The sequence below is a fragment of the Streptomyces sp. NPDC001493 genome, assembly GCF_053597235.1.
In genome coordinates this window covers 96,140-118,737 of sequence record NZ_JBSFHV010000026.1, presented here as the reverse complement: position 1 = coordinate 118,737, position 22,598 = coordinate 96,140, and the positions used below count along the sequence as shown (strand labels likewise).

Sequence of the window (22,598 nt, the reverse complement as noted above, 5' to 3'; positions counted from 1 at the left end):
TGATCGTGAGTGACGCCGGTTACGACGTCACACGCCTGGCCTGGGTCCTGCGAGACCTGCCCGTCGAGCTGGTCGGCCGGCTCCGTTCCGACCGCGTGATGCGTCCGCCGAAACCACCGAGGACGCACGGCGTCAGCGGCCGACCGCCCAAGCACGGCCCCGAGTTCCGATTCACCAAGCCGGAGACCTGGCCCGAGCCCGTGATCACCACGGTCACCGACACCACCAACTACGGCAAGGCCCGGGCCCAGGCGTGGGACCGGGTCCACCCCAGGCTCACTCACCGCTCCTCCTGGGTCCACCACGACGGCGAACTACCCGTGATCGAAGGGACGTTGGTGCGGTTGAAGGTCGAGCACCTGTCGAAGGACCGGGACGCCCCACCGGTATGGCTGTGGTCCTCCAGAACAGGCGCCACCCCCGACGACGTGGACCGTTCCTGGCAGGCATACCTCCGCCGCTTCGATCTGGAGCACACCTTCCGCTTCGCGAAGCAGACCCTCGGCTGGACCACCCCGAAGCTCCGTACTCCCGACGCGGCGGACCGCTGGACCTGGATCCTCGTCGTCGCGCACACCCAGCTCCGGCTCGCCCGCCCCCTCGCCGAGGACCTCCGCCGACCCTGGGAGAAACCCTCCACCCCCGACCGACTCACACCCGCCCGGGTCCGCCGAGGGTTCAGGAACATCCGCGCCCACCTCGCCTGCCCGACCCGCGTTCCCAAACCCCGAGGCACCGGCCCCGGACGACCACTCGGCGCCAAGAACAAGCACCGGGCACCCCGCTACGACGTCGGCAAAACCGTCAAACGACCCGAGAGCTCAAGGCCATCCGCAAGCCCGAAAGATCTTGGTAGATAAAGAACAAGCTAAAGCGCGTTGCGAAAGTAGCGCCGTCCGCCCGGAGGGCGGGTCCGGCGGCGTCCGGTGCGTGCGATCGCAAGGCGGAGGGTCACCCCGATACTGGATGTATCGGGGTGAACCCGACAACGCGGCGAGCGTGCGTGCCGGGCGTCGCCGGACAGGCGGGACTCTCGCAACACGCTTTACGTGGGATGCGCCGGGAGCCCCGGTCACGTGACCGGCTGCGGCCTGCGCAATTCGACCTGGCCGAAGAGCAGGGCGTAGCCGTCCGGGAGTTGGCGCAGAATGCGGGCGAGGAGATCGGGGCCCGCGAGTTCAGCGACGATCTTGAGCACGGCACCGGTGTCCCAGCGTGCGGTGGCCGCGGCGCCCCCCGTACGGGAGGCCAGGTCCTTCACGAAGCCCCAGCCGGAGAGCCGTTCCAGGCTGGGGATCTGGGCGGTCAGCGGAAGGGCCGCCTCGACGGGCAGGGACTGCGCGAGGTCGACGCGCTCGTCACCGGTGAGCTGGCGCCCGAGGGCGGCGAGGACGGCGTGGACGGATTCCTCGGCGCGGGCGCGTGTGGGATAGGCGCCTTCGTAGCGCACCCGCTCCAGCATCTGCTCGTACGTCATGGCCGCGAGGGACGTATTCGCGCGAAGCTGGTCGTGCATGGGAGCTCGGTTGCCTTTCTCTTCGGGGGTGGGCAGCCGGGAACAGGACAGGGACCCGGCATGCGGCGGGGCGCGGAGGGCGGGACGCCGGGAGTGGGCGTTGCCCGCCCTCCGCCGCTGAAGCACGGAACGGGTTTTGGGCCGGGCGGTCGGTCAGCCGGAGATCTGCCGCTGTCCGGGCCGGTCACCGACGGCGATCTTCCGCGGCTTGGCGCGTTCGGCGATCGGGATGCGCAGGGTCAGGACACCCGCGTCGTAGTCCGCCTCGATGTGCTCGGTGTCGAGGGTGTCGGCCAGCATGATCTGCCGCGAGAACACGCCGAGGGGCCGCTCGGAGAGTTCCATCTGCACACCGTCGGAGTGCTCGGTGGGCCGACGTTCGGCCTTCACGGTCAGCATGTTCCGCTCGACGTCGACATCGATCGCCTCGGGGGTCACGCCGGGGAGGTCCAGGGCGATCACGTACTCGTCGCCCTGCCGGTAGGCGTCCATCGGCATCACGGACGGCTTCGACCAGGTGCCCGAGGCGCCGGACAGCTGCTGGACGATGCGGTCCATCTCGCGGAAGGGGTCAGTGCGCATCAACATTGCGAAACACCTCCAGTTGGCTCAGGCAGAGACTGCCAATGCGCTTCCTCGTGCATCCGTTGTAACATGTCATCGAAACGATGACAAGCACAGCGTCATCCATACGATGACAACGGGAGACGCCATGAACGAGACCGCCGAACCCGAGACCGCCGAACCCGACCCGCCCCCGCCCACGCCCCCCGAGCAGGCCGTCACGTTCCTGGCCGCCGCCACGGCGCTGCACGCCATCGACCAGGCGGTCAGGGACGCGCGGCGCCCCTCCGCCGCTCCGCCCTTCCCCGGCCCGCCGCCGTCCGCCCTGGGACACGCTGAGGAGGCAGGCCCAGAAGCCGAACCGGCGGCGAACACCGAATCCGGCCCGCACCCCGCGCTCGCGGCGCTGCTGATGCTGCGCGAGATCCGGGAGCAACTCGCGGGCTGGGAGACCGGATTGATCGAGACCGCACGCGACCGGGGGGCGAGCTGGGCCGACCTCGCGGGACCGCTCGGCGTGGCGAGCCGGCAGGCCGCCGAGCGCCGCTACCTGCGCAACCGCCCCGGCACCGCGGGAAGTACCGGGGAACAGCGGGTGCGGGCCACCCGCGACGACCGCGCCGCCGACCGCTCGGTCAACAGCTGGGCCCGCGACAACGCGGCCGACCTGCGCAGGCTCGCTGGGCGGGTCACCGCGCTCACCGGCCTGCCCGAAGGGGCCACGGCCGCCGTCGGCAACCTGAACCGCGCCCTCGCCGAGAACGACGCCGCCCGCCTCGTCCGCCCGCTGACCGACACGGGCCCTCACCTGCGAGAGCGCGACGCGGACCTGGCGGACAGCGTCGATGCCATGACCCGCCACGCCGACCAGCTCCGCCGGAACAGCCGCGAGGACCGGGCGACGTGACGCGACCGGTTCTCGGTCGGAGCGCGGTCAGATCGCGGTCGGACCGGTCGCGTCCAGCGGGACCCTGAGGACGAGTCGGAAGCCCCGGCCGGTGGCGGCGGGACCGGCAGGACCGGCGACGAGGGTGCCGTCCACGGCGGCGAGGCGTTCGCGCAGGCCGGTGAGGCCGTTGCCGGGGGTGATGCCGGTGTCGGCGGCGGACGCGATACCGGAGCCGATACCCGAGGCGATACCTGACGTGAGGCCCGCCCCGCCCCGTCCGTCGTCCACGACGGTGAGTTCGAGGAACCGGCCGGCCAGGGTCTGCCGGGGGGCGAGGGTGACCGTGCAGGTCTTGGCCCCGCTGTGGCGTACGACGTTGGTGACGGCTTCCCGCAGCCCCCAGGCGAGGGCCTCTTCGGAGGCCGCGGGCAGCCCGTCCGGGACCGGGGCGCCGTCGGGGACGTCGGCGGGGACGGCCGCGGTGACGCCCGCCGCCGCCAACGCCGTACGGGCTCCCGCCAGTTCGCCGGGGAGCGTGAGGCGGCGGTAGCCGGTGACGGCGTCGCGTACGTCCGCCAGGGCCTGGCGGCTGACCTGCTCGATGTCGGCGACCTGGAGGGCGGCCTGTTCGGGGTGGCCGGGGAGCATCCGCCCGGCCAGCTCGCTCTTCAGGGTGATCAGCGAGAGCGAGTGGCCGAGCAGGTCGTGCAGATCCCGGGCGAGGCGCAACCTCTCCTCGTTGGCCGCGAGTTGGGCGACCGTGGCGCGGGCCTCGCGCAGTTCGACCGTCGTGCGGACCAGTTGCCGTACGCCGGTCATCGCGAAGCCGACCAGCAGGGCGGGCGGGATCAGGGCGACGACCAGGGCCCGTGCCCCGTCTCCGCCGATGGCCAGTCCGAGCCCCGACATGAGTGCGGTCAGGGCCGGAATCAGCCAGGCGGCGGTCCGCAGGGAGAGGGTGGCGCCGACCGAGACGCTGACGTAGACGAAGAGCACCAGCCACGGGAGCCCGAGCGTCAGGCTGAGGACGGTGGCCAGCACGGTCAGCACGGTCAGCGTCACGGGCACGGTGAGGGCCCCCGCCAGCGGGGCCGGATACGGGGACCGGGAGGTGTAGCGGAAGACCAGGCGGAGGTAGACGCCGAGGAACGAGGCCAGTCCGAGGGAGCCGAGCAGGATCGCCCATCCGGTGTGGCCGCCGTCGCCGAGGTCCTTCACCGGCGCGCTCATGAACGCGAGCCAGACGCAGATCCAGAGCAGCTTCATCGCGATCTGGCGGCGGGTGACCGGGGGGCGCCCGATACCCACCGCCGTGACGTCGTCGCTCACGCCTTCAGGGTGTCCTTCCGGTACAGCCAGGCCGCGCTGCCCGCGAAGACCACGAAGTACGCGAGGAGCAGCATGACGTCCTTGGCGTGCGGGGCGCCACCGGTCTCGATGGCCTGGCCGAGAGCAGCGTACGCGTGGGTGGGCAGCCACTGGGCGATGTTCTGGAGCCACTGCGGGAAGGTGGAGGCGGGCATCCACAGGCCGCCGAGGATCGACAGCCCGAAGTAGATGATCATCGTGATCGGGCGGACCGCGTCACCGCTGGCCACGTAGCCGATGGCCACCCCGAGGGCGGCGAACACGAGCGACCCGGCCCAGATGACCCCGGTCAGCGCGAACCACTGCCAGGCCTCCAGCCGTACGCCCTTGACGGCGGCGGCGACCACGAACACGACGACGATGCAGGGCAGGGTGACGATCGCGGCACTGGCGATCTTCCCGAGGACGTAGGCGTGACCGGGCAGCGCGGTCAGGCGGAGCTGGCGCACCCAGCCCTTCTCCCGTTCCTTGGCGATGCGTTCGCTGTTGCCCATGAGAACGGCGGTCAGCGCGCCGAAGGAGCCCATGGCGACCATGAAGAAGGCCTGCAGGGTCAGGTGGGTGCCGGGGACCGTGTCGGTGGTGTTCTGGGTGCTGGAGACCGCCAGGTAGATCACCGACGGGTAGAGGACCGAGAAGAACATGAACTTCTTGTTCCGCAGGGTGCGGGTCACTTCGAGCCGGATCAGCACCCCGGAGAAGAGGTTCGTCCGGCTCTTCGTGCGCGCGGCGGTCTTCCCGCCCAGGACAGTCGTCGCGCTGGTGGTGTTCGTCATGCGGTTCGGGCCTCCTCGGCCTCGGTGATGGCGACGAAGGCCTGTTCCAGGCCGAGTCCGGCTACTTCGAGTGCGCGCGGGTACAGGCCGAGGCCGTAGATCGCGTGGACGGTCGCGTCGGCGTTCTGCGACTGGATACGGACCCGGTCGCCGCTGATGTCGAGCGCCGAGAGGAACGGCAGGGCCCGCAGGGCCGTCTCGTCGATCGGCCCCTCCAGCTCGAACGAGATCCGGCGGACACCCGCCATGGCCTTGATCTCGGCGGCGGTGCCGTCGGCGAGCAGCCGGCCCTTGTGGAGGACGAGGACGCGGTCGGCGATGGCGTCGGCCTCTTCGAGGTAGTGGGTGGCGAACAGGACGGTACGGCCCTGGTCCGCCTGCTCCCGCATGGTCGCCCAGAACGCCTGGCGGGCGGTGACGTCCATGCCGGTGGTCGGCTCGTCCAGCACGATCAGGTCGTTCGCCCCGGCGGTGGCGAGCGCGAACCGCACCCGCTGCTCCTGGCCGCCGGAGAGCTTGTTGACCATGCGGCCGGCGATCGACGCGATCCCCGCGCGGGCCAGCACCTCGCCGACCGGGTAGGCGCGCGGGTGGAGGCTGCACGCGAGCCGGACGATCTCCTCGACGGTGACGTCCTCCATCAGCCCGCCGCTCTGCAGCATCGCGCCGACCCGCCCGGCGGCGATGGCCTCATGCGGGGTGGTGCCGAAGATCCGGACCGTGCCGCTGTCCGCGTTGCGCAGACCGAGCAGCAGATCGAGCGTGGAGGACTTCCCGGCACCGTTGGGGCCGAGCAGCGCCACGGTCTCGCCGGGGTGCAGTTCGAGGCGGAGCCCGTCGACCGCGCGCACATCGCCGTACGCCTTGCTGACCTGGTCGAAGCTGACCACGGCCGTGGCTGCGGCGGTCACTCCGGGGGCTGTCGTTGTCATGCGTACAGCCTCGCCGATGGGAAGTACGCGCGGCAGGGACGGGGGGCTGTGATCGGCGATGACATCTGTCATACCGGGCGGGTGACCGGACGACCGGGCCACCCGGAGGACCGCCCCGCACGCCCCCGCACGGCCACTCCCCCGCCCCGTACGTACGCCCCCGCACGGTCGTCGCCCCGCCCCCGTACGTACGCCACCGCCCCGACCGGAGGACCCGGACGGGGCGGTGTGCGGCAACGCTTCGGGCGGGCCCGGTCAGCCCTCGCCGGTGAGGTCGATCGTGACGGTGCGCTCAGCGGTGGTCTTGCCGAGCAGCGCCGTCTGCATGGCCTTGGCCACGTCGTCGGCGCCGATCGGGTGCTGCTTGCCGTCGGCCTTGACCGCCATGACGCCGTCGAAGACACCGTCGCAGAGGGTCTCGATCGCCTTCTTGTCGTAGTACGGCACCAGCTTGCCGTCGATCGCCTTCATCGACAGGATCTGCGGCAGGGAGCGCGCCGGGCCGAACTGGATCTCCTTGCCACCGGCCTGGATGGTGATCAGGTCGGACATGGCGGGCTCCGCGAACTCCTTCATCGCCCGGTCGAGTTCGGCCTGGGTGATGGTGGGCTGCTGGGTGACGACCGGCAGCTCCACGACCGCGGAGGTACCCGTCTGCACCTGGGCGCGGTAGGCGTCCCGTACGGCGATGATCGACTGGTTGACGTCGATCCCCTTGCCCGGCTTGCCCGCAACCGGCTCGGCCTTGTTCGGCTCGAACTTGATGGTGCCGTCCGTCGCGGACCCCGACTCGCCCGACAGGGCGTTGAGCGCCGCGCCGAGCTTCTCCTCGTCGACCGGGATCACCGGGTCGGCCGGGCGTGCCCCGCCGAAGAGCGAGGTGATCACGGAGACGGGGTTGTAGTCGCTGCCCGCCGCCTCGCGCACGGTCTCCTCGCTGTCCAGCTCCAGGCCGGCCTTCTCCGGGGAGAGTGCCGTCTGCTTGCCGTCGACCGAGAGCTTCAGCGGCGCCTGGGCGCGCTTGCCGAACTCGGCGTCGAGCTTGCTCACCGCCTCGGTCCTGGTGCCCCCGCCGATGTCCAGGCCGAGCACCGTGGTGCCCTTCGGGACCTCGGAGTGGTTCATCAGCAGGCCCGCGCCGTACGCGACACCCGCCAGGACGACGACCGCGACGCCGAGCAGGACCGTCTTGGACCGGCCCTTGCGGGCGGGCGCGGCGGCGGCCTGCGGGGCGGGACGCGGAGTGGTGGGACCCGAGGGCCCCTGCGGTGCGGCGTTCGGCCCGTCCGCGCCCTCGGGGCGGGGCGGGAACGGCCGCGGACCGCCGGGCACGACGGGGATGCCGCCGGTGAGCGTGTCACCGGAGACGTGTCCGCCGCCCGGGACGGGCGCGGGGGCCTGCGGGGTCAGGATCGCGGTGTCGTCGGAGAGCCGGGGCGCTGAGCCCGGAACACCGGAGTCACCGGGACCGCCCTGCGCACCCGGACCGCCCGGGGCGCCGAGGCCACCCGGGACCGTGAGGCCGGGACGGCCCTGGCCCGCGGGGTTCCCGGGGACGGGGTTCCCGAGGCCCGGGACGCCGAGGCCCGGGATTCCGAGGCCGGGCGCGCCGGAGCCGGGGTTACCGGCACCGGGAGCACCGGGCGTACCGGGCCCACCGGCACCGGGCGCCGGGAAGCTGGCGGTGCCGGCCGCCGGTCCGGTCGTGGAGCCGGCCGGGCCGGGGGTACGTACCCCGAGGTTCGGCGTCGGCCGGCCGGAGTCGGTCAGGTCCGCGTCGATGCTGTCCAGGGCGCTCCGGCCGGCCGGAGGAGCGGCGGGGAAGCCGTTCTGCGGGCCGTTCCCCGGGCCGCTCTGCGGGCCGTCGAAGTACGGCGAACCGTCACGCGGGCCGGACTGCGGCTCCGCTCCGGCCGGGCCGGGCACGGTTCCGCCGGAAGGACCGCCGGAAGAACCACCGGCGGAGCCGGTGGACGTGCCCGGGGTGCCCAGTACGGAGTTGGCGGCCGGGGTCTTGCGCGGGGCGAACCAGTCGCTGGTGGGCTTCTCCTTGGCGGGCGGCTCGGCCGGCGTCCCCTCTGGGTCGCCGCCCTCGCGCGTCTCCGCGGCGGACGCGGACTCGCCGGCCTGCTGCCCGGGGGCGGGGGTGCCCGCGCCCGGGAGCGGCGTGACGGCGGTGCGCTCGGGGTCGGGGTCGGGGGCGCTGTCGCCCTCCGCCATCGGCGTACGCATCACGACGGGCGGGATCGGCCGCGAACCGGGGATGTTGATCCGGATGCGCGTCGTCAGGGTCGTCTCGGTCCTGGGCTCGTCGGGCCGTGACGACCGGGGGGATTCCTGGGCGGACTCCGGTGCGGGATCCACGCCGTCCTGCGTCGGGTGCAACGACGGGTACTGGCGTGATCCGTACGGCGGCGTGCCCGAGGGGTAGGCGGCACCACCGCGCCCCTGGGGCCCGGAGGACGAACTGTCAGTTTCACGACTCAAAGCAGGTTCTCCCGATTGGCTCCGCCGCCCGTACTTCCCCCATGCCGCAGGCCAGGGGACGGCTCGGCGCGCGCACCACCATACTGGCCGCCGCGCACGGGCGTTTCACGGCCGGTGCAAACCTCCACCGGCGCCTCACACACATGGACGTCCCCGAGCTGCCGCTCAAGGCGGGTCACCGGCCTGAACGTTCCTGGCCGTTGGCCGAAACCGGCCCCTTGCCGATGGTGGCACAGATCACAGCGACCACCATCCCTCCGAGGACGAAGAGCGCCAGATTGATCTCGTCACCGCCCCCGAAGAAGTAGTCGCCCTCGGGGCGCCCGTTGAGCGCCACCACCACCGCGATCAGCCAGCCGACGGCGGGCGCGAAGGCGCCGAGCTGCGTACGGGTGAGGACGCGCCCGCCGTAGAAGACACCCGCCGCACCGGCCAGCGCCAGCAGCAGACCACCGGGGAACCAGGCCCCCTGGACCAGCGAACCGGCCAGCGAGACCAGGGCCCCGAGAACCGCGAGACCGATGTAGGCGCCGATCCGGCGGGGGTTGAGCGGGGCGGCGATCCCGGTGGGCTCCGGCGCCCGGGGCGGGGCGTTGGTGCGCGGGGCGCGGGCCTCGGCGCGCGCCCGGTCCTTCTTGCCGCTCATGCCCGCGCCCCCGCACCGGCGGCCGCCTCGGGCAGCCCGGCGAAGAGGTCGCGCTCGCGGGCCCCGTCACCACCCCGTACGCCGTGGACGAGTTGGTAGTACTCGGTGGCGAAGAGGGGCTGGCCCTTGTCGTTGGAGAGGGTGAACCAGGGCTCGTGCACGGTGACCTGGGTGGCGTGGGCCCGCATGGCCGCCGCCTTCGCCGCCGCGTGCGCCGGGCCGCCCTCGATCTCCGTGGTGATCACGGACTCCTCGGTCACCCCGGGCACCTCGTCGATCCCGGCGATCTGGCCGAACACCGCGGGCGCCTCGGCCCGGAGCCGGGCGAACGCCTCCTCGGCGACCGGGCGGGGCATCCGGTTCCAGTAGATCTTCGCGATGGCGTGCGGCGCGTCCGGGGCGCCGGAGCCGGTGGTGTACCCGGGGTCGGCGGCGAGTTCGGCCGCGCGCATCGCCACCCGGTGCGCCTGGATGTGGTCGGGGTGGCCGTATCCGCCGTCGGGGTCGTACGTCACCAGGACCTGCGGGCGGACCTCGCGGACGACGTCCACCAGCGCGGCCGCCGCGTCGTCCACGGCGGTGTCCCAGAACGCGCCGGGGCGGTGGTTCTGCTCGGTGCCCATCATCCCGGAGTCGCGGTACCGGCCCGGGGCGCCGAGGAAGCGGTGGTCGGTGACCCCCAGCTCCTTCATGGCGGCGGCGAGTTCGCCCACGCGGTACGGGCCCAGCGTGTCGTCCCGGTCGGCCGCGAGATGCGCCAGCGACGGCGGGATGACCTCGCCCTCCTCGCCCAGGGTGCAGGTCACCAGCGTGACGTGGGCGCCCTCGGAGGCGTACTTGGCCATGGTGGCGCCGTTGTTGATCGACTCGTCGTCGGGGTGCGCGTGCACCAGCAGCAGACGGCGGGCGGGAAGGTCCTTCATGAGGACCACCCTACGAGCCCGGCGCACCCTCCGGGCGTCGGCGTCCTCGGTTCACACGACCGGGGAGCCCGACGGCGCGAAGTACGAGGCCCCCGGCCGTGGCCGGGGGCCTCGTACCTCGTGCGCGCGCCGGGCGGTCAAGCCCCTGGGCGGACCGTTCGGAGGCGGCCCGTCAGAACTTGATGCTGCCGATCATGCCCGCGACGTTCGACGTGAGGTCCGCGATCGTCGGGGCGATGGAAGAACTCGCCAGATAGAACCCGAGCAGCATGCAGATCGCCGCGTGTCCGCCCTTGAGTCCGGATTTCCGGATCAGCAGGAAGACGACGATCGCCAGCAGCACTACCGCCGAAATCGAGAGTGCCACGGCGGTTCACCTCCATCAGTACGGTCGCGACGGAAACATCGGACAGATCAAACACATCGGGTCTGAACGGACAGCAGTCGGGCAGCAACGAAGAGCCCAGCAGGTTCCTACCCACCGAGCGCTACGGATCATAACTATCCGTGCCAAGGCATTGTCCGGGTCACGGCAGCACAAGGGGGCGCACGGACGGCGGGCCTCCGGCTAGGTTTCGGCCCATGACCTCGCAGAAGCTGTCTTTTCCCCGCCAGCACGCACGGACCCAGCGATTCACCCGAGGTGCGCCCCGGGCCTTCTCCGTCTCACCTGACGGGACGCGGGTGGTCTTCCTGCGCTCCTCCTCGGGCACGGACCCGGTCAACCGGCTCTGGGTGCTGGACCCTTCCACCGGCCAGGAACGCGTCGCCGCCGACCCCGAGGCCCTGCTGGACGGTTCGACGGAGGAGCTGTCGCCGCAGGAGCGCGCCCGGCGCGAACGCACCCGTGAGGGCGGCGCCGGCATCGTCGGGTACGCGGTGGACGCCGAGGCGGAGTTGGCCGCCTTCGCGCTCTCCGGCACGGTGTACGTGGCCGAATTGCGTGCCGGTACGGCACGGGCGCTGCCCGTCCCCGGACCGGTGATCGACCCCCGCCCCTCCCCCGACGGCCGGCACGTCGCCTACGTCGTACGGGGCGCGCTGCGGGTGGTCGGCGCGGACGGGACCGGCGACCGGGCGGTGGCCGAACCGGAGGAGGAGCACCTCACCTACGGGCTCGCGGAGTTCGTCGCGGCCGAGGAGATGGACCGGCACCGGGGCTTCTGGTGGTCGCCGGAGTCGGACCGGCTGCTGGTGGCCCGGGCGGACGACAGCCCGGTCCGGCGTTGGTGGATCGCGGATCCGGCGCACCCGGAGCGCAGGCCGGCCGAGGTCGCCTACCCGGCGGCGGGCACCCCGAACGCCGGAGTCCGGCTCTTCTTCATGGACCTGGCGGGCGGGCGCACCGAGGTGGAGTGGGACCGGGCGCGCTACCCGTATCTGGCCCGGGTCCACTGGTCGTCGGCGGGTGCGCCGCTGCTGCTGGTGCAGGCCCGCGACCAGCGCTCCCAGCTGTACCTGGCGGTGGACCCGGAGACCGGGACGACCCGGACCGTGCACGCCGAAGGGGACCCGATTTGGCTTGATCTTTTCGGTGGGGTGCCCGCGTGGACGCCGGACGGGCGGCTCGTACGGATCGCGGACGAGGGCGGGGCGCGGGTCCTCCAGGTCGGCGACCGGGCACTGACCGGGGCACGGCTGCACCTCCAGGCGGTCCTGGACATCGGCGAATCCGACATCCTGGTGCAGGCGGTGGCGGGCGAGGAGGCCGCCGCACCGGAGACCGGCGAGAGCCATGTGTACCGGGTGAACGAACTGGGCGTCGAACGGATGTCGGAAGGGGTGGGCGTCCACTCGGCGGTCCGCTCCGGCCCCCTGACGGTGCTGCTCTCCACCTCCCTGGAACGCCCCGGCGCGACCGTACGCGTGCTGCGGGACGGCAAGCAGGTCGCCGAAGTGGCCAGCCACGCCCAGGAACCCGTGCTGCGGGCCCGGCCGGTCCTCACCGAGGGGGGCGCACGGCGCATTCCGTGCGCCGTCCTGCTGCCCACCGGCTATCAGGAGTCGGACGGTCCGCTTCCGGTGCTGATGGACCCGTACGGCGGCCCGCACGGCCGCCGGGTGGTCGCCGCGTACAACGCCCACCTCACCTCCCAGTGGTTCGCCGACCAGGGCTTCGCGGTGGTCGTGGCCGACGGCCGGGGCGCCCCGGGCCGCTCCCCCGCCTGGGAGAAGGCCGTACGGGACGATTTCGCGCTCACCCTGGACGACCAGATCGAGGCCCTGCACGCGCTGGCCGGGCGCTTCCCGCTGGACCTGTCGAAGGTGGCGATGCGCGGCTGGTCGTACGGCGGCTACCTCTCGGGCCTCGCGGTGCTGCGGCGCCCCGACGTGTTCCACGCGGCGGTCGTGGGCGCCCCGGTGACCGACTGGCGGCTCTACGACACCCACTACACCGAGCGGTACCTCGGCGACCCCGCCGAACAGCCCGGGGTGTACGCGCGCAACTCGCTGGTGACCGACGACGGGCTGTCCGAACCGGCGGACACCGTACGGCCGATGATGATCGTGCACGGCCTGGCCGACGACAACGTGGTGGTCGCGCACGCCCTGCGGCTCTCCTCCGCGCTGCTCGCGGCGGGACGCCCGCACGAGGTGCTGCCGCTGAGCGGGGTCACGCACATGACCCCGCAGGAGCAGGTCGCGGAGAACCTGCTCCTGCTCCAGGTGGAGTTCCTCAGGCGTTCCCTGGGCCTGCCCACGGCGGGCTGACCGTCGGGGCCCCCGGGCTCACCAGCCGCGCGGCGGCGACGAGGGCGGCGGCGGGGAGGAAGGGGGCGACGAGGGCGGCGGGGGACCGAAACCCGGGCCACCGGAGCCCTCCGCCGGGCCCTCCGTCGGGCCCTGCCCATAGTCCTGTCCGTAGTTCTGTCCGTAGTTCTGTCCGTAGTTCTGTCCGTACTCCTGCCCGGAGCCCTGCCCGGTGCCGTACCCCCCGCCCTGCCCGGCGGACGGGTAGCCGTACCCCGCACCGCCCGCGTACGGGGAGCCGGCCTGCGGGTACCCGGAGCCCGGGGCCGACGACGGGTACGGGTAGCCGTAGCCGGGGGCCCGGCCGGGAGGCTCCAGGGGCGGGTAGCCGTACCCCGGGGCGCCCGGCCCCCATCCCTGGCCCGGTCCGCCCTCGGCCTCGGGCCGCCCCGGGCGGACGGCCGCAAGGAGCGCGACGACCCCCGCGAGGGGGAGGAACACCCAGGTGGCCGTGGTCAGTTGCTCTTCCATCCCCACGTCGGAGAACCCCCCGAACAGGTCCAGCCGGATGCCGCGGGCGATGCCCAGTCCGCCGGAGAGCAGCAGGAAGGGTGCGGCGACCATGGCGAACGGCCGGGAGTGCGCGGCGCGCGCGAGCGCCGAGACCGCGGCGAACAGGGCGAGCAGCGCCACGGTCACGGTGGACCAGCCGCCCGGCGGGTCGACGAGCGTGCTGCCGGCCACCCGCCCGCCGATGTACCAGTCGGGGTAGAACTCGGCCGGGAAGACGAAGAACTGCCGGATCTCCCAGGCGACCACCACCAGCCCGGCGGTCCCGAGCGCGAGGAAGGCGACGACCCCGGCGCCCGCGGTGGGCCGGTTCGGCGCGGGGAGCCCCACCTCCTCGGCGGGCCGCCGGCCGGCCGATGCGGTCACGATCATGGCGATCGCGGCCGCCAGGGCGAGGGCCGTGCAGATCGTCGCGCGCAGGCGGAGCTCGTCGGAGTAGGCACCCATCCACGAGGCGGTGGTGGTCCAGACACCGGGGAGCCTCAGCACCAGGGTGGTCACGCCGGTGGCGACCAGCGCCCCGGCGGCGGCCGGTGAGCGGGGCACGACGAAGGCGGTGACCACCTGGACGAGGAGGAGGACCAGCGTGCCGCCGGTCGTGGTGGGGATTCCGGTGGGGAAGCTCTCGGGCGTCCCGGACCAGAAGTCCCAGAGGGGGCCGGGTCCGCCGAGGACCCGCAGGTCCCGGACGATCCAGCCGACGTTGATCAGAGCGAGCACGGCGCTGAGAACCGTGCCCGTGATGCGGGCTCCCCGTGTGAGTGTCACGCGAGGATCCTCTACCGCCCGGAACCACCCGACAAGGGGGCCGGAGGGCCGGGAAACGGGTAACCGGCCGGTACGACACGAAGTCGTCCCGGCCGGTCCACGGCACCCGCACGGCCGTACGCTGTCCATGGTGCGGCGTTCGTATATCGGTGTGGCGACAGGCAAGTTGCCTCGCTGTTAACGATGTTCCCCGTCGCCCGGCCCCTGGCCCGTACCCGGGTCCGGAGCCGCACCCGGGTCCGGAGCCGGAGCCGCACCCGAGTCCGGAGCCGTACCCGCATCCGCGCCCGGAGCCGTATCCGTACCCCGGCCCGTCTCCGCCCCCGGCGGCAGCACCCGTTCGTCCTCCACCGCGACCACGTGCTTCTCCTCCGCGAAGTGGCAGGCGGAGTCGTGGTGGAGCGGGCCCCGGGCCGCCGTGAACGCCTCCGGGACGGCGAGCAGCGGTTCCTCCACCGCGCACCGCTCCTGCGCCTTCCAGCACCGGGTGCGGAAGCGGCAGCCGGAGGGCGGGTTGGCGGGCGAGGGCACGTCCCCGTGCAGGATGATCCGCTCCCGGTGCTCGCGGGCCTCCGGGTCGGGCACCGGGACGGCGGAGAGCAGCGCCTGGGTGTAGGGGTGCGTCGGGTGGTCGTAGATCTCCTCCTCGGTGCCGATCTCGACGATCCGGCCGAGGTACATCACCCCGACCCGGTCCGAGATGTGCCGGACGATGGAGAGGTCGTGGGCGATGAAGACGAAGCTGAGGTTGAACTCGGCCTGGAGGCGGTCCAGCAGGTTGACGACCTGCGCCTGGACGGAGACGTCGAGGGCGGAGACGGGTTCGTCGGCCACGATGATCTCGGGGTTGAGGGCGAGGCCGCGGGCGATGCCGATGCGCTGGCGCTGGCCGCCGGAGAACTGGTGCGGATAGCGGTTGATGTACTCGGGGTTCAGCCCCACCACGTCCAGCAGGTCCTGCACCCGCTGCCGCCGGCTGCCCTTCGGGGCGACCTCGGGGTGGATCTCGTACGGCTCGCCGATGATGTCGCCGACCGTCATGCGCGGGTTGAGCGAGGTGTACGGGTCCTGGAACACCATCTGGATGTTCCGGCGGACCGCCTTCAGCGCCCGGCCGGACAGCTTGGTGACGTCCTCGCCCTTGTAGCGGATGACGCCGGCGGTGGGGCGTTCGAGGTGGACCAGCATCTTGGCGACGGTGGACTTGCCGCAGCCGGACTCCCCCACGATGCCGAGCGTCTCACCGGCCGAGAGGTCGAAGGTGACCCCGTCGACGGCCTTCACGGCACCGACCTGCTTCTTGAAGACGATGCCCTGGGTGAGCGGGTAGTGCTTGGCGAGGTCGCGGACCTGGAGGATCGGTTCGCCCTCGGCCCACGCGGACTTGTGCCGCGCCTCGGACAGCAGGGTGGCGGCGATCTCGCCCTCCTCGCGCGCCTCCCGGCGGCCACCGGAGTGGTCAGCGTGCATCGAGCGTCTCCTTCCAGAAGTGGCAGGCGCTCGCGCGGTGTTCGGCCACGTCGTACAGCGGCGGCTCGTCGGTGCGGCACACGTCCTGGGCCATCGGGCAGCGCGGGTTGAAGGCGCAGCCGGGCGGGATGCGCAGCAGGTTCGGGGGCAGCCCCTTGATCGCGTACAGCTCCTGGCCCTTCTGGTCCAGGCGCGGGATCGACTGGAGGAGGCCCTTGGTGTACGGGTGCGCGGGGGCCTTGTAGATCTCGTGCACGGGAGCGGTCTCGACGATCCGGCCCGCGTACATCACGGCGATCTTGTCGGCGACGTCGGCGACCACACCGAGGTCGTGGGTGATGAGGATCAGGCCCATGCGGTACTCCTGCTGGAGTTCCGCGAGCAGCTCCATGACCTGCGCCTGGACCGTCACGTCGAGGGCGGTGGTGGGTTCGTCGGCGATGATCAGCGCGGGTTCCAGCGCCATCGCCATGGCGATCATGATGCGCTGGCGCATACCGCCGGAGAACTGGTGCGGGTAGTTGCCGATGCGCTCCTTGGCCGCCGGGATGCGGACCCGGTCCATCAGCTCGATCGACTTCCGGCGGGACTCCTTGCGGGACATCCCCCGGTGCACCCGGAACATCTCGCCGAGCTGGTCGCCGACGGTCAGCACGGGGTTCAGGGAGGAGAGCGCGTCCTGGAAGATCATGGCCATCTCCTGGCCCCTGATCCTGCGCCGCTCGTCCTTCTTGAGCTTCAGCAGGTCGCGGCCCTTGAAGAGGACCTCGCCGCCGCTGATCTTCCCGGGCGGCATGTCGAGGATGCCCATGATCGCCTGCGCGGTGACCGACTTGCCCGAGCCGGACTCGCCGAGTACGGCGAGCGTCTCGCCCTCGTCCACCGAGTAGTTGACGCCGTTGACGGCCTTGGCGACGCCGTCCCGGGTGTGGAACTCCACGTGCAGATCGCGCACTTCCAGCAGCATGGCAGCGGACTCCTCAGCGCAGCTTGGGGTCGAGGGCGTCGCGCACCGCGTCGCCGAGCATGATGAACGACAGCACGGTGACCGCCAGCGCTCCCGCGGGCCAGAGCAGCATGTGCGGGGCGTTGCGGATGTAGTTGGACGCGGCGGAGATGTCGATGCCCCAGGAGACGGCGGGTTCCTTCAGGCCGACGCCGAGGTAGGAGAGGGTCGCCTCCAGGGAGATGTACGTACCGAGCGCGATGGTCGCCACGACGATGACGGGGGCGATGGCGTTCGGGGCGACGTGGCGGAGCAGCATCCGCGAGTTCGAGGCGCCCAGCGCGCGGGCCGCCTGGACGTAGTCGTTCTGTTTGGCGGTGATGACGGAGCCGCGGGCGATGCGGGCGATCTGCGGCCAGCCGAGCAGGACGATGAAGCCGACGACGGGCCAGACGGTGGAGCTGGTGACGACGGAGAGGAAGACCAGGCCGCCGAGGACCACCGGGATGCCGAAGAAGACGTCGGTGATGCGGGAGAGCACGGCGTCCCAGCCGCCGCCGAAGAACCCGGCGAGTCCGCCGAGAATGCTGCCCAGGATGCCGACGCCGAGGGTGGCGCAGACGCCGATGGTGACGGAGGTGCGGGCGCCGTAGACGACGCGGGTGTAGACGTCGCGGCCCTGCCCGTCGAAGCCGAAGGGGTGGCCGGGTTCGCGGCCCTTCTGGGCGTCGGCGAGGTCGGCCTGGAGCGGGTCGCCGCTGGCGATGAGCGACGGCCAGATCGAGATGATCACCAGGAAGAGGATGACCAGGCCGGAGATGATGAAGACCGGGTTGCGCCGCAGGTCGCGCCAGGCGTCGGACCAGAGGCTGCGGGGCTTCTCGGAGGGGCCTCCGCCGTCGTGGCCGGGCGGCTTCTCCAGGGTCTCGCCCTCCTCCAGGGCGAGGTCCATGGGCCCGCCGGCGCCCGCCGGTGAGATCGCCCCGTCCTGCGAATACGGCTCGGGCTCAGGCATAGCGGATCCTCGGGTCGAGTACGGCGTACAGGAGGTCGACGATCAGGTTGGCCGCCAGGAAGACGAGGACCAGGACGGTGACGAACCCGACGACGGTCTGGGTGTTCTGGCGCAGGATGCCCTGGTAGAGCTGGTAGCCGACGCCGTGGATGTTGAAGATCCGCTCGGTGACGATGGCACCGCCCATCAGGGCGCCCACGTCCGTACCGATGAAGGTGATGACCGGGATCAGCGAGTTGCGCAGCAGGTGGCGGACGATCACCCGGCGCCGGGGCAGCCCCTTGGCGGTGGCGGTGCGTACGTAGTCGGCGCGGGTGTTCTCGGCGATGGAGGAGCGGGTGAGCCGGGCGACGTACGCGAGCGAGACCGAGGCGAGGACGAGCCCGGGGACGATCAGTTCGTCGAGCGGGGCGGCCGAGGAGACCGAGGGGCTGATGATGCCCCACTTCACGCCGAGCAGCAGCTGGAGCAGCAGGCCGGTGACGAAGGTCGGGATGGAGATGACGACCAGGGTCAGGATCAGCACGGTGGTGTCGATGGGCCGGCCCCGCTTCAGACCGGTGAGGACGCCGAGGCTGATGCCGATGACGATCTCGAAGAAGATCGCGACGAGGGTGAGCCGGATGGTGATGGGGAAGGCGGTGGCCATCAGCTCGGTGACCTTCTGCCCGTTGAACGCGGTGCCGAAGTCGCCGGTGAAGACGTTGCCCATGTACGTCAGGTACTGCTGCCAGACGGGCTTGTCGAGGCCGAACTCGGCGCGCAGCTGGGCGGCGGTGGCGGGGTCGCACTGGCGGTCGCCGCAGAGACCCGCGATGGGGTCGCCCATCACGTTCACCATGAGGAAGATCAGCAGCGTGGTGCCGAAGAAGACCGGGATCATCTGCAGCAGCCGCCGGATCACATAACGTCCCATGTGGGGCTCCGGGGGGTCGGGGCGGAAGCGGGGGCCGGGACGGGGAAGCCGGGCGACCGGGGCGGTGCTCCGCTCCGGCCACCCGGCTTCAGCGGGTCACTTGACCTTGATCTCGTTGTAGACGGGGACGCTGAAGACGTTCAGCGCGACGTTCGAGACGCGGTCGGAGTAGCCGGCGCTGCCGTTCTGGTACCAGAGCGGGATGACCGGCATCTGCTCGACGAGCACCTGCTCGGAGTCCTGGAAGGTCTTCACCGCGGTGGCCTTGTCGGTCTCGGCGTTGGCCTTGTCGACGAGGTCGTCGAACTCCTGGTTGCTCCACTTGCCGTCGTTGGACGAGGCGTTGGTGTAGTAGAGCGGCTGGAGGAAGTTCTGGATGAGCGGGTAGTCCATCTGCCAGCCCGCGCGCCAGGCGCCGTGCAGCTTCTGCTGGGAGACCTGGTTGCGGAAGTCGGCGAAGGTGCCGACGGGGCCGCCGACGCAGGCCCGGTTGTTGTCCAGCGCCTTGTTGATGCTGTTGCAGACGGCGTCGACCCACTCCTTGTGGGAGCCGGTGTCGGCGTTGTACGAGATCTTCAGCTGGCCGCCCGGGATGCCGCCCGCGTCGTTGATCATCTTCTTCGCCTCGTCGGCGTTGTACTCGCACTCCTTGCCGCACAGGCCCTTCTTGAAGCCGCCCTCCTCGCCGAGGACCGGCGAGGTCCAGTCGGAGGCGGGGGTCCGGGTCTGGTGGAAGATCTGGTCGGTGATCTGCTGGCGGTTGATCGCCATCGACAGCCCCTGGCGGACCTTGCGGCCGTTCTCGGTGTCCCACTCCTTGTCGTAGAAGGGGAAGGCGAGGGTCTGGATGATGCCGGCCGGGGTGTTGATGTAGCGGTCGCCGAGGTCGGACTGGACGTTGGTGAGCTGGGAGGCGGGGATGTCGTCGACGAGGTCGAGGTTGCCCGCGGTCAGGTCGGTGTAGGCGGTGTTGTTGTCGGTGTAGACCTTGAGGTCGATGCCGCCGTTCTCCGCCTTGTCGTCGCCGGGGTAGTCGTCCCAGCGGCGCAGGTTCATCGACGAGCCCTTGGCGTAACTGTCGATGGTGTACGGGCCGTTGCCGACGGGCTTGGAGAGCCAGGCGTCGTGGTCGTCGAAGAAGCTCTGCGGCAGCGGCGAGAAGGCGGCGTAACCGAGGGTGTCGGGCCAGAGCGAGAACTTCTGCGACAGCTTCACGGTGAAGGTCAGGTCGCCGGTGGTCTTGAGACCGGAGAGCGAGGCGGCCGAGGCGGAGCCGCTCTCGGGGTGGACCTTCTCGTAGCCGTCGATGTACTGGAAGAAGTAGGCGTTCTTCTGGTTGTTCTTCAGCGCGGCGCCGTAGTTCCAGGCGTCGACGAAGGACTTCGCGGTGACCTTCTCGCCGTTGGAGAAGGTCCAGCCGTCCTTGACCGTGATGGTGTAGTTCGTCGCGTCGCTGGACTCGATCTTGTCGGCGAGCATGTTCTTCGCCTCGCCGGTCTTCGGGTCGTACCGCTTGAGCCCCCGGAAGAGCATGTCGAGGACCTTGCCGCCCTGCACCTCGTTGGTGTTCGCGGGCTCCAGCGGGTTCTGCGGGTCGCCCCAGGAGGAACTGACGATCCCGTCGGCGCCACCGCCGCCGCTGCCGCTGTCGCCGCCACCGCCGCAGGCCGTCGCGGCCAGGGCGACGGCCACCGCGCATGCGGCCCACTTGACGTGTGTGGCTCCGCGCATGGAGTGCCTCCTATGAGTCCTATGGGTAGCTCAGCCCATCGGAACCCATGCGCACCCCGGCCGCATGTTCACGTCGCCCGTACGGGGCGGTGCCGGAACGTTTCGTACGCACCCGGTACGCCGACGGGCCCGTGCGCGGGGAACGCCGGAGCGTTCCGCGCGCACGGGCCCGTGCGGGGTGTTGAGGGTCAGGCCGCGTGAACGACGTCCTTCTCCTCGGCGAAGTGGCACGCCGAAGCGTGGGCCGCCGGGGTCTCCACGGACTTGAAGCGCTCCGGGATCGCCAGCAGCGGGGTCTCCGCGGCGCACTTGTCCTGCGCCTTCCAGCACCGGGTGCGGAAGCTGCATCCGGACGGCGGGTTCGCCGGCGACGGGACGTCACCGGAGAGGATGATCCGCTCGCGGCCCTCGCGGGCCTCCGGGTCGGGGACCGGGACCGCCGACAGCAGCGCCTGGGTGTAGGGGTGCGTCGGGTGGTCGTAGATCTCCGCGTCCGAGCCGATCTCGGCGATCTTGCCGAGGTACATGACCCCGACCCGGTCGGAGATGTGCCGGACGATGGACAGGTCGTGCGCGATGAAGAGGTAGGAGAGGTTGAACTCGTCCTGCAGCTTCCCCATCAGGTTGATGACCTGGGCCTGCACCGAGACGTCGAGCGCGGAGACCGGCTCGTCGCAGATGATGATCTCCGGGTTGAGCGCGAGGCCGCGGGCGATGCCGATGCGCTGGCGCTGGCCGCCGGAGAACTGGTGCGGGTACCGGTTGATGTACTCCGGGTTGAGGCCGACGACGTCCAGCAGCTCCTGCACCTTGCGGCGCCGGTCGCCCTTCGGGGCCACCTCGGGGTGGATCTCGAAGGTCTCGCCGATGATGTCGCCGACCGTCATGCGCGGGTTCAGCGAGGTGTACGGGTCCTGGAACACCATCTGGATGTTCCGGCGGACCGCCTTCAGCGCCCGGCCGGACAGCTTGGTGATGTCCTGGCCCTTGTAGAAGACCTCGCCGGCCGTGGCCCGCTCCAGCGTCATCAGGAGCTTGGCGACCGTGGACTTGCCACAGCCGGACTCGCCCACGATGCCGAGGGTCTCGCCCGCGTACAGGTCGAACGAGACGCCGTCCACGGCCTTGACCGCGCCGACCTGCTTCTTGAACAGGATGCCCTGGGTCAGCGGGAAGTGCTTGACCAGGTTGCGGACCTGGAGGATCGGCTCGCCCTGCGCCACCGGGGCGTCGATGGCGGCGACCGCCTCGGCCTCCGTGGCCGCGTCGACCGTCTCCACCGGGGTGACGCTCGGGGTGGCGTCCACGGACTTCTTCTCGATGTCAGCCATGGATCGTCTCCTTCCAGAAGTGGCAGGCGCTGCCGCGGCCCGCCTGCTCGGCACCGTCCCGGTCGGTCACCTGGTGCAGCACCGGGATCTCGGTACGGCAGATGTCCTGCGCCATCGTGCAGCGCGGGTTGAACGCGCAGCCCGAGGGGACGTTGAGCAGGTTCGGCGGCAGACCCTTGATCGCGAAGAGCTCCTGGCCCTTCTGGTCCAGCCGTGGGATCGACTGGAGGAGGCCCTTGGTGTACGGGTGCGCGGGCGCCTTGTAGATCTCGTGCACCGGCGCGGTCTCGACGATCCGGCCCGCGTACATCACGGCGATCTTGTCGGCGACGTCCGCCACCACACCGAGGTCGTGGGTGATCAGGATGAGACCCATGTTGTATTCGCTCTGGAGCTCCGAGAGCAGGTCCATGACCTGCGCCTGGACCGTCACGTCGAGAGCCGTGGTCGGCTCGTCGGCGATGATCAGGTCGGGCTCCAGGGCCAGCGCCATGGCGATCATGATGCGCTGGCGCATACCGCCGGAGAACTGGTGCGGGTAGTCCGAGACACGCGCGGCGGCCGCCGGGATCTTGACCTGGTCCATCAGCTCGATGGACTTGGCCCGCGCCTCCTTCTTCGAGAGTCCCCGGTGCACGCGGAACATCTCGCCGAGCTGGTACCCCACGCTCAGCACGGGGTTGAGGGAGGACAGCGCGTCCTGGAAGATCATCGCGATCTTCCGGCCGCGGATCTGCCGACGCTCCTCGTTGGACATCTTGAGCATGTCCTGGCCGCGGAAGAGGATCTCACCCTGCGGGATCTTGCCCGGCGGCATGTCGAGGATGCCCATGATCGCCTGCGCGGTCACGGACTTGCCCGAGCCCGACTCACCGAGCACGGCGAGCGTCTCCCCGGCGTTCACCGAGTAGTTGACACCGTTGACGGCCTTGGCCACGCCGTCCCGGGTGTGGAACTCCACGTGCAGGTCACGTACTTCGAGCAGGGGGCCGACGTGGTCGTCCCCCGAGCGCGCGGCCGGGATTTCTACGAGTTGATCGATGCTGGTCACGTGCGCCC

At 71.3% G+C, this 22,598-nt stretch carries 20 protein-coding genes; 3 read left to right on the top strand and 17 right to left on the bottom strand.

The window, feature by feature from the left end; genetic code table 11:
* The coding region (locus ACWCWD_RS30120; protein WP_450777626.1) for a transposase at positions 1-860 on the top strand (860 nt) is incomplete at its 5' end.
* Between the two features lie 212 nt (positions 861-1,072).
* On the opposite strand, the gene ACWCWD_RS30115 is transcribed toward ACWCWD_RS30120, so the two are convergent.
* Both ACWCWD_RS30115 and ACWCWD_RS30110 read right to left on the bottom strand, forming a co-directional pair.
* Positions 1,073-1,516, bottom strand: a complete 444-nt coding sequence (locus tag ACWCWD_RS30115) for a DUF2267 domain-containing protein (RefSeq protein WP_450777624.1) — start codon at positions 1,514-1,516, stop codon at positions 1,073-1,075.
* A gap of 153 nt (positions 1,517-1,669) precedes the next feature.
* Positions 1,670-2,104, bottom strand: a complete 435-nt coding sequence (locus ACWCWD_RS30110) for an Hsp20/alpha crystallin family protein (RefSeq protein ID WP_450777622.1) — start codon at positions 2,102-2,104, stop codon at positions 1,670-1,672.
* Positions 2,105-2,228: 124 nt separating this feature from the next.
* Here ACWCWD_RS30110 and ACWCWD_RS30105 point away from each other — a divergent pair, with 124 nt between their 5' ends.
* The gene (locus tag ACWCWD_RS30105) at positions 2,229-2,987 is read left to right on the top strand and encodes an HSP18 transcriptional regulator (RefSeq protein WP_450777620.1); all 759 of its coding nucleotides are present in this window, start codon (positions 2,229-2,231) and stop codon (positions 2,985-2,987) included.
* Positions 2,988-3,014: 27 nt separating this feature from the next.
* Here the strand turns inward: ACWCWD_RS30105 and ACWCWD_RS30100 are convergent, their stop codons facing one another.
* From ACWCWD_RS30100 to ACWCWD_RS30070, 7 genes are all read right to left on the bottom strand, one after another.
* The gene (locus ACWCWD_RS30100) at positions 3,015-4,298 is read right to left on the bottom strand and encodes a sensor histidine kinase (protein WP_450777618.1); all 1,284 of its coding nucleotides are present in this window, start codon (positions 4,296-4,298) and stop codon (positions 3,015-3,017) included.
* A complete protein-coding gene (locus tag ACWCWD_RS30095) occupies positions 4,295-4,981 on the bottom strand; it encodes an ABC transporter permease (RefSeq protein WP_450777638.1) in 687 nt (228 codons plus the stop codon). The genes ACWCWD_RS30100 and ACWCWD_RS30095 overlap by 4 nt, the downstream gene beginning before the upstream one ends.
* 128 nt (positions 4,982-5,109) lie before the next feature.
* A complete protein-coding gene (locus tag ACWCWD_RS30090; protein ID WP_450777616.1) occupies positions 5,110-6,045 on the bottom strand; it encodes an ABC transporter ATP-binding protein in 936 nt (311 codons plus the stop codon).
* 255 nt (positions 6,046-6,300) lie between these two features.
* The gene (locus ACWCWD_RS30085) at positions 6,301-8,532 is read right to left on the bottom strand and encodes a hypothetical protein (protein WP_450777614.1); all 2,232 of its coding nucleotides are present in this window, start codon (positions 8,530-8,532) and stop codon (positions 6,301-6,303) included.
* Positions 8,533-8,707: 175 nt separating this feature from the next.
* Positions 8,708-9,178, bottom strand: a complete 471-nt coding sequence (locus tag ACWCWD_RS30080) for a DUF6113 family protein (protein ID WP_450777612.1) — start codon at positions 9,176-9,178, stop codon at positions 8,708-8,710.
* Entirely contained in the window at positions 9,175-10,101 is a 927-nt protein-coding gene (mshB, locus tag ACWCWD_RS30075) for an N-acetyl-1-D-myo-inositol-2-amino-2-deoxy-alpha-D-glucopyranoside deacetylase (protein WP_450777610.1), read from the bottom strand. Before mshB ends, ACWCWD_RS30080 begins: the two co-directional genes overlap by 4 nt.
* 172 nt (positions 10,102-10,273) lie before the next feature.
* The gene (locus ACWCWD_RS30070; protein WP_266708674.1) at positions 10,274-10,468 is read right to left on the bottom strand and encodes a hypothetical protein; all 195 of its coding nucleotides are present in this window, start codon (positions 10,466-10,468) and stop codon (positions 10,274-10,276) included.
* Positions 10,469-10,683: 215 nt separating this feature from the next.
* Between ACWCWD_RS30070 and ACWCWD_RS30065 the strand changes: the two genes are divergently transcribed.
* Positions 10,684-12,813 (top strand): prolyl oligopeptidase family serine peptidase, encoded by a 2,130-nt coding sequence (locus tag ACWCWD_RS30065; protein ID WP_450777608.1) that lies wholly within the window; start codon positions 10,684-10,686, stop codon positions 12,811-12,813.
* An 18-nt stretch (positions 12,814-12,831) separates the two neighbouring features.
* On the opposite strand, the gene ACWCWD_RS30060 is transcribed toward ACWCWD_RS30065, so the two are convergent.
* The 8 genes from ACWCWD_RS30060 to ACWCWD_RS30025 all read right to left on the bottom strand — a co-directional run bounded on the left by ACWCWD_RS30060 (position 12,832) and on the right by ACWCWD_RS30025 (position 22,590).
* On the bottom strand, positions 12,832-14,130 hold the full coding sequence (locus tag ACWCWD_RS30060) for a hypothetical protein (protein WP_450777606.1): 1,299 nt from the start codon (positions 14,128-14,130) through the stop codon (positions 12,832-12,834).
* 177 nt (positions 14,131-14,307) lie between these two features.
* Entirely contained in the window at positions 14,308-15,600 is a 1,293-nt protein-coding gene (locus tag ACWCWD_RS30055) for an ABC transporter ATP-binding protein (protein WP_450777605.1), read from the bottom strand.
* The gene (locus ACWCWD_RS30050; RefSeq protein ID WP_450777603.1) at positions 15,590-16,567 is read right to left on the bottom strand and encodes an ABC transporter ATP-binding protein; all 978 of its coding nucleotides are present in this window, start codon (positions 16,565-16,567) and stop codon (positions 15,590-15,592) included. Before ACWCWD_RS30050 ends, ACWCWD_RS30055 begins: the two co-directional genes overlap by 11 nt.
* A gap of 13 nt (positions 16,568-16,580) precedes the next feature.
* Positions 16,581-17,561 (bottom strand): ABC transporter permease, encoded by a 981-nt coding sequence (locus tag ACWCWD_RS30045; RefSeq protein WP_450777602.1) that lies wholly within the window; start codon positions 17,559-17,561, stop codon positions 16,581-16,583.
* Entirely contained in the window at positions 17,554-18,477 is a 924-nt protein-coding gene (locus ACWCWD_RS30040; protein WP_450777600.1) for an ABC transporter permease, read from the bottom strand. The genes ACWCWD_RS30045 and ACWCWD_RS30040 overlap by 8 nt, the downstream gene beginning before the upstream one ends.
* Positions 18,478-18,573: 96 nt before the next feature.
* Complete coding sequence (locus ACWCWD_RS30035; protein ID WP_450777599.1) at positions 18,574-20,208, bottom strand: peptide ABC transporter substrate-binding protein; 1,635 nt, start codon at positions 20,206-20,208, stop codon at positions 18,574-18,576.
* 188 nt (positions 20,209-20,396) lie between these two features.
* The gene (locus ACWCWD_RS30030) at positions 20,397-21,539 is read right to left on the bottom strand and encodes an ABC transporter ATP-binding protein (protein ID WP_450777597.1); all 1,143 of its coding nucleotides are present in this window, start codon (positions 21,537-21,539) and stop codon (positions 20,397-20,399) included.
* Complete coding sequence (locus ACWCWD_RS30025) at positions 21,532-22,590, bottom strand: ABC transporter ATP-binding protein (protein ID WP_450777595.1); 1,059 nt, start codon at positions 22,588-22,590, stop codon at positions 21,532-21,534. The genes ACWCWD_RS30030 and ACWCWD_RS30025 overlap by 8 nt, the downstream gene beginning before the upstream one ends.
* Positions 22,591-22,598 lie beyond the last annotated feature (8 nt).